The 15613-nt window shown below is 68.5% G+C and carries 17 protein-coding genes and 1 other RNA gene; 2 read left to right on the top strand and 16 right to left on the bottom strand.

Annotated features, from left to right (window positions below; translation table 11 throughout):
- Positions 1-89: 89 nt before the first annotated feature.
- The 8 genes from tolB to ruvB all read right to left on the bottom strand — a co-directional run bounded on the left by tolB (position 90) and on the right by ruvB (position 6936).
- Positions 90-1382: a Tol-Pal system beta propeller repeat protein TolB gene (tolB, locus tag EJ105_RS13465; protein WP_029557867.1), complete on the bottom strand. Its 1293-nt coding sequence runs from the start codon at positions 1380-1382 to the stop codon at positions 90-92.
- Between the two features lie 181 nt (positions 1383-1563).
- Complete coding sequence (locus EJ105_RS13460) at positions 1564-2511, bottom strand: cell envelope biogenesis protein TolA (protein WP_250166721.1); 948 nt, start codon at positions 2509-2511, stop codon at positions 1564-1566.
- 12 nt (positions 2512-2523) lie between these two features.
- Positions 2524-2982 (bottom strand): protein TolR, encoded by a 459-nt coding sequence (gene tolR / locus EJ105_RS13455; RefSeq protein WP_029557868.1) that lies wholly within the window; start codon positions 2980-2982, stop codon positions 2524-2526.
- Positions 2983-2985: 3 nt separating this feature from the next.
- Complete coding sequence (gene tolQ / locus EJ105_RS13450) at positions 2986-3792, bottom strand: protein TolQ (protein ID WP_284145434.1); 807 nt, start codon at positions 3790-3792, stop codon at positions 2986-2988.
- A gap of 298 nt (positions 3793-4090) precedes the next feature.
- Positions 4091-4600, bottom strand: a complete 510-nt coding sequence (gene ybgC, locus EJ105_RS13445) for a tol-pal system-associated acyl-CoA thioesterase (RefSeq protein WP_250166720.1) — start codon at positions 4598-4600, stop codon at positions 4091-4093.
- 125 nt (positions 4601-4725) lie between these two features.
- Positions 4726-5133 carry a DUF2852 domain-containing protein gene (locus EJ105_RS13440; protein ID WP_024279746.1) on the bottom strand — a complete coding sequence of 136 codons (408 nt, stop codon included), beginning with the start codon at positions 5131-5133 and terminating at the stop codon, positions 4726-4728.
- An 83-nt stretch (positions 5134-5216) separates the two neighbouring features.
- Positions 5217-5849, bottom strand: a complete 633-nt coding sequence (locus tag EJ105_RS13435) for a TetR/AcrR family transcriptional regulator (RefSeq protein WP_024279745.1) — start codon at positions 5847-5849, stop codon at positions 5217-5219.
- A 55-nt stretch (positions 5850-5904) separates the two neighbouring features.
- Entirely contained in the window at positions 5905-6936 is a 1032-nt protein-coding gene (gene ruvB / locus EJ105_RS13430) for a Holliday junction branch migration DNA helicase RuvB (protein WP_029557872.1), read from the bottom strand.
- A 168-nt stretch (positions 6937-7104) separates the two neighbouring features.
- On the opposite strand from ruvB, the gene EJ105_RS13425 reads away from it, so the two are divergent.
- Positions 7105-7635, top strand: coding sequence for a flavin reductase family protein (locus tag EJ105_RS13425; RefSeq protein WP_029557873.1), 531 nt, complete (start codon positions 7105-7107; stop codon positions 7633-7635).
- A 5-nt stretch (positions 7636-7640) separates the two neighbouring features.
- Here EJ105_RS13425 and ruvA read toward each other — a convergent pair whose 3' ends face one another.
- The 4 genes from ruvA to EJ105_RS13405 form a co-directional block, all read right to left on the bottom strand.
- Positions 7641-8261, bottom strand: coding sequence for a Holliday junction branch migration protein RuvA (gene ruvA, locus EJ105_RS13420; RefSeq protein WP_029557874.1), 621 nt, complete (start codon positions 8259-8261; stop codon positions 7641-7643).
- 10 nt (positions 8262-8271) lie between these two features.
- Entirely contained in the window at positions 8272-8703 is a 432-nt protein-coding gene (locus EJ105_RS13415) for an anthrone oxygenase family protein (protein ID WP_081762672.1), read from the bottom strand.
- A 30-nt stretch (positions 8704-8733) separates the two neighbouring features.
- Complete coding sequence (gene ruvC, locus EJ105_RS13410) at positions 8734-9243, bottom strand: crossover junction endodeoxyribonuclease RuvC (RefSeq protein WP_024279740.1); 510 nt, start codon at positions 9241-9243, stop codon at positions 8734-8736.
- Between the two features lie 64 nt (positions 9244-9307).
- Positions 9308-11890, bottom strand: a complete 2583-nt coding sequence (locus tag EJ105_RS13405; RefSeq protein WP_250166719.1) for a hypothetical protein — start codon at positions 11888-11890, stop codon at positions 9308-9310.
- Between the two features lie 595 nt (positions 11891-12485).
- On the opposite strand from EJ105_RS13405, the gene EJ105_RS13400 reads away from it, so the two are divergent.
- Positions 12486-12926: a MerR family transcriptional regulator gene (locus EJ105_RS13400; protein WP_024279738.1), complete on the top strand. Its 441-nt coding sequence runs from the start codon at positions 12486-12488 to the stop codon at positions 12924-12926.
- A gap of 96 nt (positions 12927-13022) precedes the next feature.
- Here the strand turns inward: EJ105_RS13400 and EJ105_RS13395 are convergent, their stop codons facing one another.
- From EJ105_RS13395 to ssrS, 4 genes are all read right to left on the bottom strand, one after another.
- Entirely contained in the window at positions 13023-13769 is a 747-nt protein-coding gene (locus tag EJ105_RS13395; protein WP_250166718.1) for a YebC/PmpR family DNA-binding transcriptional regulator, read from the bottom strand.
- Positions 13770-13939: 170 nt separating this feature from the next.
- Entirely contained in the window at positions 13940-14761 is an 822-nt protein-coding gene (locus EJ105_RS13390; RefSeq protein WP_250166717.1) for a TIGR00282 family metallophosphoesterase, read from the bottom strand.
- A gap of 42 nt (positions 14762-14803) precedes the next feature.
- Positions 14804-15415, bottom strand: a complete 612-nt coding sequence (locus EJ105_RS13385) for a 5-formyltetrahydrofolate cyclo-ligase (protein WP_250166716.1) — start codon at positions 15413-15415, stop codon at positions 14804-14806.
- 32 nt (positions 15416-15447) lie between these two features.
- Positions 15448-15602, bottom strand: a non-coding RNA gene (ssrS, locus tag EJ105_RS13380) — 6S RNA.
- Positions 15603-15613: the final 11 nt, after the last annotated feature.

Raw genomic sequence — 15613 nt, 5'->3', positions numbered from 1 at the left:
CGATTGAACCTGCGTTTGCCTGCCTTGGCTGCCCCCGTCAAGGCGCGTTCAGCCGCGCCCCAACAGAAATGGGAGGTAGCCAGCTAAGCTCAGGACCGCAGCGGAGACCAGGCCGGGTCCGAGCCGTAGCTCGGGGTCGGCAGGCGCTGCTCGTTGTAGCCCGTCACGTCCACGGTATAGAGGGAGGGGCCGGAGGCGCCGCCCGGATCGCGGAAGAACATGAGCACGCGGCCATTGGGGCAGAAGGTCGGCCCCTCGTTGTGATAACCCTCTGTCAGCACACGCTCTCCCGAGCCATCGGTGCGCATGACGCCGATGGCGAAGCGCCCTTCGGCCTGCCGGGTGTAGGCGATCCAGTCGCCCTTGGGCGACCACACCGGCGTCGAGTAGCGGGCATTGCCGAAGGAGATGCGCTTGGCGCCGGAGCCGTCCGCATTCATCACATAGATCTGCGAGGTACCGCCACGGTCGCTCTCGAAGCAGATCTGCCGCCCGTCGGGCGAATAGCAGGGGGCGGTATCAATGGCCGCCGTGTCGGTGAGGCGGGTGGTGGCGCGCGAGCGCAGGTCCATGACGAAGATGTTCGAGTTGCCGCCCTGCTGGAGGCTCATGATGACCTTCTGGCCGTCCGGCGCGAAACGGGGCGCGAAGCTCATGCCGGGGAAATTGCCGACGATCTCCCGCTGGCCGGTCTCGATGTTGAGCAGGAACACCTTGGGATCACCCTGCCCGTAGGACATGTAGGTGATTTCCTGGCTGGTGGGCGAGAAGCGCGGGGTCAGCACCAGGCTGTCGCCGCGGGTGAGATAGCTCACGTTGGCGCCGTCCTGGTCCATGATGGCGAGGCGCTTGATGCGGCGCTCCTTCGGCCCGCTCTCGTCCACGAAGACGATGCGGGTGTCGAAATAGCCCTTCTCGCCGGTCATCTTCTCATAGATGGCGTCGGCGACGATGTGGGCGATGCGCCGCCAGTTCTCCGGCTGCGCCACGAACTGCTGGGCGGCGAGCTGCTGGCCGGCGAACACGTCCCACAGGCGGAACACCACCTGCACCCGCCCGTCCGCCTGCCGCGTCACGCGGCCGGTGAGCAGCGCCTGGGCGTTGATGACGCGCCAGTCCTGGAAGCGCGGGGTGTCGGGATTTGTGATCTGCTCGACGAACGCCTTCGGATCGATGGGCGCGAACAGGCCGCAGCGGCGCAGGTCCGAGGTGATGACCCCGGAGATGTTGCGCCCGAGTTCCGGCTCGCCCAGGAGGTCGGTGATGGCGATGGGGATCGGCTTGAAGGCGCCGGGGGTGATCTCGATGCGCGCGGCCTGGGCTTGGGCCGCGCCGAGGCCGCCATGGAGGATCCCCGCGGCGCCGGCGGCCATGCCCGTCATCAGGAAGGCGCGACGGCCAAGGCCCTGCGCGGGCCCGCCCGCCGGGGAGCCGGCGTGACCATCATCGTGTGGGCGCTGGAAGGCTTCCGGGCGTCCGGACCGCGTCATTTTCGTCCTCGTTCTTTCGGGTCACGCCGCGCCCGAGGGGCCGGCGGCGCGTGCCGCCGGGGGCGCCGGCCTGCTATTGGGTGAAGAGCTTGTCGCTGAGGGTGATGCCGAGCGTCTTCCACGAAGAGGCGTATTTCTCGGGTTGGAACATCGTGTAGGGCTGGCACTGGATGATGGCCCGGATGCCGATGCTCGCCACCGCCTGGAAGGCCGGGTTGCCGGCGTTCGCCTGTCCGGGAACGATCCGCGGCTGCGCCGAAAGGGTGCCGTCCTTGTTGAAGAAGATGTCCACGTCGACGGGCGGCGGCGCGGTGAGGTTGCCCGGCATGGTGCCCCAGCAGGTCTTCAGGCGGCGCTTGAAGGCGTCGATCTCGTTCACGCTCAGGGTCGCCGCCTGACCGCTCGGCGCGCCGATGGAGGAGGTGTTCGAAATCTCGCCCGCGCTCGCCACCTGCCGGGTGGGGGTGCGCTTGTCGATCAGTTCCTTGATCTGGTCGGTGTTGAACTCGCGCGAGGGCGCATTGGCCTCTATGGGCTTGGGCTGCTCACGCGGCGGCGCCGGCTTGCGCGGCGGCAGGGGCGGGGCGGCCTCGGCCTTGGCCTGTTCCTGCGGCTGCTCCTGCTTCTTCGGCTCGTTCTTCAGCGCGACTTCCGCCGTTTCCTTGGGCGGCGGCGCAGGCTCGGCCTTCTGCTGGGTCGGCTGCTCGGCCTTCTGCGGCGGCGGGGGAGGCGGCGGCGGGGGAGGGGTGGTCGCCTCCACCGGCGGCTTCTCGCTGGCCTTGAGCTTGGGATCCTCGATGGGGGTGGGGTCGGCGACCTTCTCGGCCACCTGCTTCGGCTTTTCGGTCTTCTTGCCCGTCAGCGCCCCCCGGGTGAGCTTGGTGTACTCGGACGAGGTAATGACGTCGACGGGGATGTCCTGCAACGTCGGGTCAAGCGGCTTCGCCCCGGAGAAACTCACCAGGGTCAGGACGAGAACGCCCACATGGAGCGCCGTCGATGCCGCGAGGCTGCTGCGCATGGGATTGATGGCTCAGCCTCCCTGCTCGACCTCGGTGACCAGCGCCACCTTCTTGAAGCCCGCCCCGGAGAGGCGGCCCATGACCCGCATGATCTGCCCGTAATTGGCGTTCTTGTCGCCGCGGACGAAGATACGCTCCTCGAAACCGCCGCGCGCCTGCGTCACCGCCTGCAACTTCGAGACCAGATCCTCGTACTTGATCTCGCTGTCGCCGAGATAGATCTGGCCGTTGGGCCGCACCGAGAGGGTGATCGGCTCCTTGTTGTCCTGGTTCACCGCGCTCGCCTGCGTCTGCGGCAGGTCGATGGGCACGCCCACCGTCAGCAGCGGCGCCGCCACCATGAAGATGATGAGCAGCACCAGCATGACGTCCACCATGGGCGTCACGTTGATTTCGGCCATGACCGGGGCGGCGCGCCGGCGCGAGCGCCGGCTCTGCCATCCTGCCGCCCCTCCGCCCGACATGCCCATGGTTCAGCCCCGCTCGTCGATCTGGCGCGAGAGGATGGCGGAGAACTCGTCCGCGAAACCCTCCAGCCGCTGGGCCTGACGCCCGGTCTGGGAAATGAACTTGTTGTAGAAAATCGTCGCGGGGATGGCGGCAATGAGGCCCATCGCGGTCGCGAACAGCGCCTCCGCAATGCCCGGCGCTACCACGGCGAGCGATGTGTTCTTGGATGCGGCGATGGACTGGAACGAGGTCATGATGCCCCAGACCGTGCCGAACAGGCCGACGAAGGGGCCGGCCGAGCCCACGGTCGCCAGCACCAGCAGCCCCGTCTCCAGCCGCTCCACCTCGCGGGCGATGGTGACGTTCATCACCTTGTCGATCCGCTGGTTGAGGCCGGCCAGGGAGCGCGCGCCCCCCTCATAGGTGCGCTTCCACTCGCGCATGGCGGCAACGAAGATGGCGGCCATGCCGTGGTTGGAGCGGCCCGCGAGGGTGCGGTAGAGGTCTTCGAGGCTCTGACCGGACCAGAACACCTGCTCGAAGCGGTCCATCTCGCGCTTGTTGCGGGAGAACAGCATCCATTTGTTGATGATGATGGCCCAGACCCAGATCGAGGACACGATCAGGCCGATCATCACCAGCTTGACGACGATGTGGGCCTGCAGGAACAGGCCGAGGAAGGAAAAGTCCGCGGCGGGCGGCGCAACGGCGCTGCCGATCGGATCCTGGGCGAGCGCGGGCAGGGTGCCAATAAGGAGGAGGCCCGCCGCCGTGGCGATCGCCGGCGTCAGGCGGGAAACGGTGCCGGTGCGGCTCGTCACATCAATCATCCTCGGCTCCGCGGTGCGCTCCTTGAGGAGGGACCGCTTCTGCGCTCGGGAGGGGGCGTGCCCGCCCGGAGCATCCGGCTCCCGCCCCGGCTTGAGGCCGCGCGGGTTTCGAGCGCCGGACGTCGCATTCAAAGTTTGGCGGCCCTTTGACCGGGCGAAACTGTCCAAACTTTGACGGGCGTGCCGGTCTGCGCTGCGGTGCGAAAGCGCCGCAGCCGGATGAAGCTGTGCATGAACACGCTTAATGCTGCGTTAGCGCAGCGCCGTGACGGTAACGAAAGTCGTGCCTTCCCAAGCGTCAGCGGCGGATTTCGCCGAGCGCCTCCGCCTCACGCGCATCCGCGAGGGTCGCCTGCCGCAAGGAATCAGGGATGCGCTTGGCGCGACCCTCGGAGACGAAGGCCACCCGCACGGTGGCGGACACCAGCAACTCGTCGCCGCGCTTCACCTGCTGAAGCAGGGTGATGGAGGCACCGGCCACATCCTTGGAGAGGGTGACGATCTGGAGCACGTCGTCGATGCGCGCGGGCTTCAGGAAGTCGATCTGCATGGCGCGGACGACGAAATGGAAGCCGGGCGCTTCCTCCGCGGCCTGCGCGAAGAGCTCGCCCTGCACCACGCCCAGAAGCCGCATGTAGTCGGAACGGCCGCGCTCCATGAAGCGCAGATAGTTGGCGTGATAGACGATGCCGGAGAAATCCGTGTCCTCGTAATAGACGCGCACGTCCAGCGCATGGCCGCCGGGAATGAGGTGGCCGGCGAGGTGGAGGTTCTTGTCGGACGGGGAGGGAGTCGGACGCTCGATCATGGCGCCTTCCCATAAACGAGACCGCGCCCCTTGTGAACAAAGGGCGCGGTTCGGCCGGTACGGAACCTGGGGGGCGTTGGCGACCGTACCGACGTTCTTGACCGACAGTCCTGCCGGTCGGGCGGTCAGCCGTTGCCGGAGGCGTCCGGCTGCGGCTCGTCGGCGCGGCGGCGGCGCTCGGCCATGAACTGGTCGAACTCGGCCTTGTCCTTGGCCTGACGCAGGCGATCAAGGAAGTCGCGGAACTCCTTCTGCTCCTCCTCGAGGCGGCGCAGGGTGTCCTGGCGATATTCGTCGAAGGCGCGATTGCCGCTGGAGGGAGCCGAACGAGTCCAGCATCCGAAGCCCTTCATCGTCTCTCCTCCCTGTTCCTGCCAGCGGGCGAAGCTGCGCTTGCCGCATCCGAACCGTCCGCTGCCAATGGCGAAGGCGAGGATGGCGAGGCCCAGCGGCCACCAGGCCATGAAGCCCAGTACCGTGAGCGCGATCCACGCCGGTTTACCGTAGCTGTCGAGCTTGTAAGCGAGCTCCATGGCTGTCGTTCCCGGTTAATGTAAATAACATTTACATAGATAGGTCGCAGGACGCTCCTTGTCAATGGGCGCCTGCCGACGCCTCACTCGGAGGGGGCGCCGAGGCCCTTCAGATAGACGAGGAATCCGGCCTCAAGAAGGTCGTCCGGGTCCATGGGCAGCTTGCGCCGTCCGCCATCGGCGCGGCCAAACAACGAGGCAACGCCGTGGGCAAGGGACCAGGTGTGCAGCGCCACCATCAGAGCGGGCGGGCGGCCGGGGCCGGGAATGTGAGAGACCAGAACTTCGGCGGCCTCGCGCAGTGCGCCGAAAGCCTTGTCTCCCGCCTGCTTCAAACCTTCGTGACGATCGGGAGAAAGGCCGGATTCAAACATCGCCACATATTCCGCCGGCCGGCTGCGGGCGAAGGCGAGGTAGGCGCGGCCGACCCGCTCGAAGGCTTCGGAGGCCTTGGGCCGTCCGCCTTGCCAAGCGGCCTGCAAGGTCTCGGTCAGTCGGTCGAACCCTGCGGTGGCAACGGCTGCGAGCAGTTCGTCCCGGTCGCGGAAATGCCGGTAGGGAGCGGCAGGGCTCACCCCGGCCCGGCGGGCCGCCTCGGCGAAGGTGAAGCCGGCGACACCTTTCTCGGCCACGAGGTCGAGCGCGGCCTGCATCAGGGCTTCCCGCAGGTTGCCGTGATGATAGGAGCGCGTTTCGCCGTTCCGGGTCCAGCTCATGTCAATGTGCTTTACATTCCGCGCGGGCTGCCGTCGAGGGCGTCAGTCGCGCCTCTCAATCGCCCTCGTCGAACAGCGGCATCTGCTTGACGGAGGGCGGCTCCGCAAGCCCCAGGTGGCGGAAGGCGGCGCCGGTCAGCATCCGCCCGCGTGGCGTGCGCTGGATGAAGCCCTGCTGCACGAGGAAAGGCTCGACGATCTCCTCGATGGCATCGCGCGGCTCGGACAGGGCAGCGGCCAGCGTGTCCACGCCCACCGGTCCGCCGCCGTAGAATTCGGCGATCACCGTGAGATAGCGCCGGTCCATGGCGTCGAGGCCGGCGGCGTCCACCTCCAGCGCGAGGAGGGCGCGGTCGGCGATCTTGCGATCGATCCGTTCCGCCTCCGCCACCAGCGCGAAATCGCGCACCCGCCGCAACAGCCGGCCGGCGATGCGCGGGGTGCCGCGCGCGCGGCGGGCGATCTCGGTGGCGCCGTCCGGGGCGATGGCGATGCCCATCACCCGCGCCCCGCGCACCACGATCTTCTCCAGTTCCTCCACCGTGTAGAACTGGAGGCGCACGGGGATGCCGAAGCGGTCGCGCAGTGGCGTGGTGAGGAGGCCGGAGCGGGTGGTGGCGCCCACCAGCGTGAATTTTGGCAGCGAGATCTTCACCGAGCGTGCGGCCGGGCCCTCGCCGATCACGAGATCCAGCTCGTAATCCTCCATGGCCGGATAGAGGATTTCCTCCACGGCGGGGGAGAGACGGTGGATCTCGTCGATGAAGAGCACGTCGCGCTCTTCGAGATTGGTGAGGATGGCGGCAAGGTCGCCGGCCTTGGCGATGACAGGCCCGGAGGTGGAGCGGAAGCCCACCCCCATCTCGCGCGACATGATCTGCGCCAGCGTCGTCTTGCCGAGGCCGGGCGGCCCCACGAACAGAACGTGGTCCAGCGCCTCGCCGCGCGCCCGCGCCGCCTTGATGAAGATTTCCAGATTGGCGCGCGCCTGCGCCTGACCGACGAACTCCGAGAGGAGCTGCGGGCGCAGGGTGGAATCTGCGGCATCATCGCCGCGCTTTTCGCCCGAGAGGAGGCGGGTGTTCATGACGAGAGCCTTGCGCGCCTCGGGACCAGCGACTCGCGCGACTGTAGTGCCTGCCGGCCGGGTACGGAAGGGGAACGGACCTCCCGGGCGTGATCTGGATTAATGCGGGCGCGGGCCGCATGTGGAAACCTGCCACCTCCACCTCAGGAGGTCGCCATGGGCCGTGCCATGAAGGAGCTTCCGCTCGCGGAGGTCTACAAGCTGATCGAGCCGGGGCCGGTGGTCCTGCTCACGACGGCGGCGCGGGGGCGGGCCAACGTCATGGCCATGTCCTGGCACATGATGGTGGAATTCACCCCGCCGCTCATCGCCTGCATCGTCTCCTCCGCCGATTTCAGCTTCAGGGCGCTGCGCGCCACGAAGGAATGCGTCATCGCCATTCCCGCCGTGGCGCTGGCGGAGAAGGTGGTGGCCGTGGGCAATTGCTCCGGCGAAGAGGTGGACAAGTTCTCCACGGTCGGGCTCACGCCCGTTCCGGCGGCGCTGGTTCAGGCGCCGCTGGTGGCGGAGTGCTTCGCCAACCTCGAATGCCGCGTGGTGGAGACGCGCCTCGTCAACCGCTTCAACCTGTTCGTGCTGGAGGTGGTGAAGGCGTGGCGCGACCCGGCGCAGAAGGCACCGCGCACCATCCACCATCGCGGCTACGGCACCTTCTCGGTCGATGGTGAGGAACTGAAGATCGCCTCGCGGATGCCGTGAGCGTCCTACTTGGCCAGCTCCTTCAGCCCAAGGCGGATCAGCGTTTCGGTCTTGGCGTCCTCACCGGCCGAGCGCAAGGCGGCGGCAATAGCGGCGTTGGCCTGGGGTGCGCCATAGCCGAGATTGACGAGGGCGGACATCGCATCCGCTGCCGCGCCACCGGCGACCGGGGCCGCCGCCGGGGCGCCGCCGATGTCGGCGAGGGAAACCGAGCCTGCGCCGAAGCCCGGCATCTTGTCCTTCAGCTCGGTCACGATACGGGTGGCCACCCGTGGGCCGACGCCTGGGGCGCGCGCCACCGTCGTCTTGTCGCCCAACGCGATGGCCTGGGTCAGCTCCGAGGCGGTGAGGGTGGAGAGCACCGCCAGCGCCGTCTTGGTGCCGATGCCCTGCACGCCCTGCAGCAGGCGGAACCAGTCCCGCTCCGCCGCCGAGGCGAAGCCGAACAGGCGGATCGCGTCCTCCCGCACATGGGTCTCGATGAACAGCGCCGTCGCCTCGCCCGTCCGTGGCAGGGCGGAGAGGGTGCGACCGGAGCAATGGACGAGATAGCCCACGCCATGCACGTCGATGATGGCGTGGTCCTCGTTGAGTTCGTCCACCACGCCCTTGAGCTTCCCGATCATGTGCGACCCTTCAGCCCGTGGCTGCGGTGAAAAAGACGAAGGTGGCGAGGGCGCCGAGGCCGGTGCGGACCATGTGCAGTTGCCCCCAGTTAGCGATAAGCCGGCGCGTGTGCGGCCCGGCTTCCTCTTCCCGCGCGCCCATGAGCGCACGGTTGGTGGGCATGATGCCGACCAGCGTGAACGGCCAGTTGGCGAGCATCAGCACCGCGCCGGCGAGCCAGCGCCAATCATTGTCCGTGGCGAAGGCGGCGGCGCCCAGCAGGGCGCCGGCCAGAGCCAGCGTCGCCTGCATGGCGAAGCCGCGCCGATAGGCCGGCTTCCACTGGGCGAGCGCCGCGCCATCCGGCAGCATGAGCCGGGCCGGCTGCTCCACCGCATTGATATAGAAGGCGGCGCCAGTGAAGACGGCCGCCGTGACGAGCGCGAGCTGTCCATAGATCATGGCGAATATCCCCCGGGGGCGCGGGGGAGTTTACAGCGCCGCGCGCGCACGCGCAGCCGCGCCACGATGATGCGCATGGGTAATGGCGATGGCGAGGGCATCGGAGGCGTCGTCGGTCTCGGGCGTCGCCTTCGGCAGGAGAATGCCGATCATCATGCGCACCTGCGCTTTTTCCGCCCGCCCGGCGCCCACGACGCTCTTTTTCACCAGCAGCGGCGCATATTCGGCGACGGGCAGCCCCATCTGCGCCGGGGCGAGCATGACGACGCCGCGGGCCTGGCCGAGCTTCAGGGTTGATGACGGGTTCATGTTCACGAAGGTCTCCTCCACCGCCGCCTCGGCCGGGGCGAAGCGCAGGAGAACGTCCACCAGGCCGCGATGCAGGAAGGCCAGCCGCTCGGCCATCTCGCCCGCCTCGGGGGGGAGGATGGTGCCGCAGGCGACGAAGGAGAGCCGCGAGCCGAGCACGTCGATGACGCCCCAGCCCGTGCGGCGAAGGCCCGGGTCGAGGCCGAGGATGCGAATCGCGTTCAGGTCCATGGGGCCAAGGTGCGCCAGCGGGCGGACCGGGGAAAGGGGATGCCGCAGACCGGCATCCCATACCTCAGTGCGCGGTGCCGGCGGAGCTTGCGACCCGCGTCGCGGCCTTGGCCGGGGCCGCGCTGGCCACCACGTCGGGGGCCTGTTCCTGCCATTCCGGCTTGATGGTCACCGTATTGGCGGCGGCGACCGGCGTCGCGGGCACGAAGGCGGCGGAGGCCTGCTGGGCCTTGGCCAGCACGGCGGGATCGGCGTCGCGGCTCAGGATGTCGCGCTTGCGGGCGCTGTCCTCGTCGCCCTGCCGGGCGGCGAGATCGAGCCACTTCCAGGCTTCCGCAGCGTCGGCGCTCACGCCGAGGCCGCGGGCATAGATGACGCCGAGATTGTACTGGCTGTCGCGATGGCCGAGATCGGCGGCAGTGCGGAACCACTTGAGCGCGCCGGCCCAGTCGGGCTTGCCGTTGAGGTCGGGCAGGGTGCCCTCGGACAGGAGCATGGCGAGGGCGTGCATTGCGCGCACGTTCCCCTGCTCTGCGGCCCAGGTGTAGAACCGCCGCGCCTCGCCCATGTCCTTGCCGGCCGACTCATAGAGTGCACCGAGCCTGAGCGCGGCCGGGGCGGACCCGCGCTGCACCGCATAGCCGAGCCATTTGGTGGCGGCATCGAGATTGACGTCCGTGCCGCGGCCTTCCGCATAGCGGCCGGCCACGAGGAAGGCGGCGGCGGGATCGCCGTCGCGGGCGGCGGTCTGCAAGGCGGACGGGCCGATGGCCGGCGGCAGTTCTGTCGGAGCCACCCCGGCGATGGCAGGTGCGGCGAGCCGGCGCAGGGCTTCGGTCAGCCCGGTGACGATCTCCGGTCCGTTGCGCACGGCCATGCCCACGCTGAGGCCAGTAAAGACAGTGGTCGCCCCCGCAATCAGGGCCACCATGGCAATGTGACGGCGCCGCGCGAACAGGCCGGCGAACACGCCCGGCGCGTGTGGGCGGCGTTCGCGGGCCTTCTCCGCCTTGCGGGCGCGCTTTTCGAGGCGCGGACGCTCCTCCTCCGCTTCCTTTGCGTGCGCGGGGGGCGTGCCCCAGTCGACGCGGCGGTTCGGGCGGGGCCACGGCACGTCGGTCGCGGCGGCGCGCAGCGCGCTTTCGAGGGCGTCGGCCTCGGTGGCGTCACCCGCGGCGCGGCGCTGCGGCTGGGGCGCGGCATCCTCGGCGCGGATCTCGGGAGCTGGCTGGAATTCCGGCTCCTGATAGGTGGCGTGGGGTTGGGGCGCCTCCTCGTAGGACGGCTCCGGATAATACCCCGCGTCCTGGTACGCAGCCTCCTGATAGGCGGCCTCCTCATAGGGCGCTTCATGGACCGCGTCTTGGGCCGGCGCCCGTCCCGCGGCGGACCGGGGGGCGTAGGTGCCGTCTCCCTCCTGGGCGAGGGCAACGGAAATGCTGTCCAGCTGCTGCTCCAGCTCGGCGGCCATTAGCTCGCCGGCCCGGCGCTCCATCTCGTCCTGACGGGCTTCGAGGGCGGCCAGGCCGCGCTTCAAGCCGAGCACGGCGGCGCCGTCGGGATTGTCGGACACCTTGGCCGCCACGGCCGCGGCGGCCTCGTTGGCGACCGAGCGGGTATCCTCGCGGACGTTGCGGACTTCCTCGCTCAGGCGCCGCAGGCCCGTCTCGATCTCGTCGAGGCGGCCGAGCCGGTCGTGAGTCTGGCGCAGCTGGTCCGACAGGCCGGACAGGTGCCGCTCCATCGCATCGACGACGGAGCTGCCCGACCGGCCACTTTCCTCCGCCGCGGCAAGGCGCGCCGCGATGGCTCCGAGCCGCTGCGAGATTTCAAGGCCGAGCGCGGGCGAGACGCTCGCCGCCTGATCGGCGATCTGCCCGGACATGCGATCGAGCCGGGCATGAACGCCGTTGACCGATTCGAGCAGCGAGGCGCGCAGGCGGTCTGTTGCCTCCGCATCGCCAGCGCGGCCGCGGGCTTCCAGATCCGCGAAGCGGCGCAGCAGGGCATCGGCATTGCGCTCGAAATCGCCGGCCGCGTCGGTCAGGCGCTGTGCTGCCTGCTCGCCGGCCAAGGCAACGCTCTCGGCGCAGGCGCCGAGCCGCTGGGCCAGCTTCGCCATGGCGTCCTGTCCCTGCGGACCGGTGACGAGGCGCTGCACGAGATCGCGCATTTCGCCCATCTGGCTCTGCAGGCGGGCGACCTCCACCGGGTCCACGGCACGGGCGCCCAGAAGATCGATCTTGCGGCCGAGGGCATCGATGCCTGATTCGACCACCTTGAAGCGCTCGGCAAAGCGCTCGTTGCGCCCCACCTCGCCAAGGCTGCCACGAATGGAGGCGAGTTCGTCGAGGATGGCCTGGTCCGATCCCTCACGGGTCGCACCAGCCTCGCGCAAATCGTCGACGCGGCGAGACAGAAGCGTGATCGCGCGGTCCATCTCGGTGACGGCCCGCTTGGGGGCGGCCGTCGCCAGACGTTCGCGCAGAATGCCGATTTCCCCCCGGAGAGCTTCGATTGCCGAAGCGGGAAGATCGAAGACGTCCCATGCGGGGACGTCCGGCTGTTCGGCCTGCGCATAGGGATCGAAGCCGTGATGGCCCTCGAAGCCCTTGCGTGTCCGGGCCGTGCGCTCAAAACGCTCCATTCCGGCCTCCCGCGGGGCGAACGGATGACCTTGAGGTGTCAAAGTACCATGCCCCGATTCGGTGATGTCCTCAGCACAGAATTTCGGATCAAGGTAAATCGCCGGTTAATCACCACCGCTGCGGCGCGGCGGTGGAAATCGCGGGGAAAGGCAGCCACGCGAGGTCGTCCAGCTTGTCGTGGCAGGAGCGCCTATCCCTGGAGCAGGCTGCGCAGGGCTCCACCTCGGTCAGGTAGCACGCCCTAACGTCCCCCATACGTCTGCCGCACCCTCCGCAGCGGCAACCTCGCGAAGCGTGACCTTCGCCATTACCGCATTTGGTGTGGCCGCATAAGTATATGATTTGATTGAGTTGTAACTGTTACTTTCCCCTACGGTATCCCTCAGAACCTCCCCAGTCCGTCATCACGACGGTAGGCATAGTGGCGCAGCGGCACCTCCGGTCCGGTCTGGTTCATTCCAGCCTGCCCGAGACAGCCGGTTCCGCTCCTGGGGAAGCGCACGCTGCGTGCGTGGGGGGCGCTGCAACCACGACAGGTCGCCACAGGCCATCCGTCCGTGCCACGGACAGGATCGCGATAAGGGGAATTGAGGCATGGACGCCAACACGTTCGAGAAGACTTTCGACCACGGACTGGGATCCGTCGTTCCTTCGCAGGCTCATGTGGCTGCTGAGGCCTACCGCGAGGGCGTGGTCTTCACCATCGGCGACCTCTCCCGTGAGTTCGGGATCACCCTGCGCGCCCTGCGCTTCTATGAGGACAAGGGCCTCATCTCGCCCCGCCGCGACGGCATGACCCGGCTCTATTCCGAATCCGATCGCAAGCGTCTGGCGGTCATCCTGAAGGGCAAGCACCTCGGCTTCACCCTGGCGGAGATCCGGGCGCTGGTGGCGGCCCATGAGGGTGGTGAGAGCGAGCTGTCCCTGTCGCGCGATCGCTGCCTGTCGCAGATCGCCCAGCTTGAGCGTCAGCGCGGCGAGATCGACACCGCCATTGCCGAGCTGAAGTCCATGGCCACGGCGTTCGCCGCCTGAGGCCTGAGGAGAGGCGGCTGTGCCGCCTCTCAGGGTACTTGAATGCGAGCGGCCCGGCCTTGCCGGGCGCTCATTTTCCTAAAAACTGGCGCCGGATCAGGCGCTCAGCTTCGCCAGCAGGGCGTCGGACAGCTCGAAATTGGCGGTGACGGTCTGCACGTCGTCATTGTCCTCGAGGGTCTCGACGAGGCGCATCAGCTTCTCGCCGGTCTCATCGTCCACCGCGACGGTGTTCTGCGGCCGCCAGACGAGGGCCGCCTTGTTCGGCTCGCCGAACTTCTGCTCCAGCGCCCGCTGCACTTCCGCAAGGTTCTCGGCGGCGCAGATCACTTCATGACCGTCCTCGCTGGAGGTCACGTCGTCCGCCCCGGCGTCGATGGCCGCTTCCATCATGGTGTCGGCATCGGCCTTGCCGGGGGCATACTCGATGCGCCCCACCCGGTCGAACATGAACGACACCGCGCCGGTCTCGGCAAGGTTGCCGCCCGACTTGGTGAAATAGGAGCGCACTTCCGAGGCGGTGCGGTTGCGGTTGTCGGTGAGCGCCTCGACGATCACGGCGACGCCACCCGGGCCGTAGCCCTCATAGCGGATCTCGTCGTAATTCTCGGTGTCTGCCCCGGCCGCCTTCTTGATGGCGCGGTCGATATTGTCCTTGGGCATGTTCTCGGCGCGGGCCGCGAGGATGGCGGCGCGCAGGCGCGCGTTCATGTTGGGGTCCGGCAGGCCCATCTTGGCCGAGACCGTGATTTCGCGCGCCAGCTTGGAGAACAGCTTGGAACGCATCGCGTCCTGCCGCCCCTTGCGGTGCATGATGTTCTTGAATTGTGAATGCCCGGCCATGGCCACCGTCCCGTTGTGCGGACCCGCCCCGCGCGCCGCGCAAGCGGCGCCGCCCGGACCGATCCTGTTGACTGGAGCCGGCCTTATAGGCGGGCCGACGGGAAAAGGGCAAGGAAGCGGGTGCAGCATGGCGCTGCCGGGCTTTTCCTGCCGCTGGGGCAGAGGGGGCGTCAGTCCCAGAAGGTTGGACGGGATGGCTCCAGCCCGGCGCCGAGGCGCACGGCCGAGACCTTCACCGCAAGGCCGGTCCGGTCGTCCGTCTCCACCGCGACGCCCGACAGCGCAGCAGGGCCGGACGCCGGCTCGAACCGGCCGGAGGCGAGCTTGCGGGTGAAGCGCCGCAGCGGCTCTTCCTTGTCCATGCCGATCACGCCGTCATAAGCACCGCACATGCCCGCGTCGGTCATGTAGGCGGTGCCGCCGGAGAGAATGCGGTAGTCGGCGGTGGGGACATGGGTGTGGGTGCCCACCACGAGGGAGGCGCGGCCGTCACAGAAATGGCCGATGGCCTGCTTCTCGCTGGTGGTCTCGGCGTGAACGTCCACCACGATGGCATCCACCATCTCGCCCAGCGTGGCGCCGTCCAGCGCGCGGTCGAGGCCGGCGAAGGGATCGTCGAGCGGGTCCATGAAGATGCGGCCCATGACATTCAGCACCAGCACCCGCGCGCCGTTGCGTGCTTCGACCAGAGCCGCGCCGCGGCCGGGCGTGCCGGGCGGATAGTTCAGCGGCCGCACCAGAGCGGGGGCGCGCTCGATGAAGACGAGCGCTTCGCGCTGGTCAAAGGAGTGGTTGCCGAGGGTGATGGCGTCGGCGCCGGCGGCGCGCAGCTCATCATAGATCGCCTCGGTGATGCCGAAGCCGCCGGCGGCATTCTCGCCGTTCACCACAACGAGGTCGAGGGACCATTGGGCGACGAGGCCCGGCAGGTGCGACACGACACATTCGCGGCCCGAGCGGCCGACGACGTCGCCAAGAAACAGAATGCGCATGAACTTTTCCGGCAGGCACGATCGAAGGGCAGCGGGCGGGCGTCAGGGGCGCGCCGTCACGCTGAAAGATTCCCTTTCCGTTATCATCATGTCCACCGGCTCGTCATGGGGTTCGGCGGGAACCTCTTCGACCTCCTGGCACGCAAATGCATACCCCAGAGCCCGGACTGGGCGCCGCGCGCGCAGAAGCGCAAGGGTACGGTCATAGAAGCCAGCACCGTAGCCGATGCGGAAGCCGCGCCGGTCGAAGGCGGCGAGGGGCACCATCAGCACGTCCGGCACCACCTCCTCGGCATGGGCGGGCGGCTCGGGGATGCGGAAGGCTCCTGCGGGGATCAGCGCGTCTTCGGCGCGCCACAGTCGGAACAGCAGCGGTCGGTCGCGGCCGAGGATGACAGGCAAGGCGAGTCGGGCGCGCCGGGCGCGCAGCTCAGCCGCAAGCGGGGCGGTGTCGATCTCATCGCGGAAGGCGCAGAAGAGCGAGACGGTCAGGCCGGAGATGTCGCCCAGAGCGGCGGCGGCATGGCGAGCCGCGGCTTCGGATGCAGCGGCGCGGGCCTGAGGCCCCAGGGCCGCGCGCCGTCCGAGGGCGAGGAGGCGCAGGCGCTTCTTCTCGGCAGCCAGACTTTCGCCGGCCGCATCTTCACAGGCCATGTCGTTTGAAGCGTGTGGATGAAGGGGAGACGTGCGGAGCCACAAAAGCCGTCGGAGGTCGATCCCGGGAAACCTACAACGTAGGTGGGCGCCATATGTCCAAGCCCGGAGGCAAGGTCAGGGACAGCTCCCTTAAGGATCGATAAGGCCCCGGGGAAATGTCTCCTAACGAGCCCCGCAGCCCCGCATTGCCAATGT

Origin of the sequence: Xanthobacter aminoxidans (genome assembly GCF_023571765.1) — a bacterium.
Taxonomy (GTDB): Bacteria; Pseudomonadota; Alphaproteobacteria; order Rhizobiales; family Xanthobacteraceae; genus Xanthobacter; species Xanthobacter aminoxidans.
Note: the sequence above shows the minus strand (reverse complement) of the source record. Positions and strands in the feature narration are given on the sequence as shown.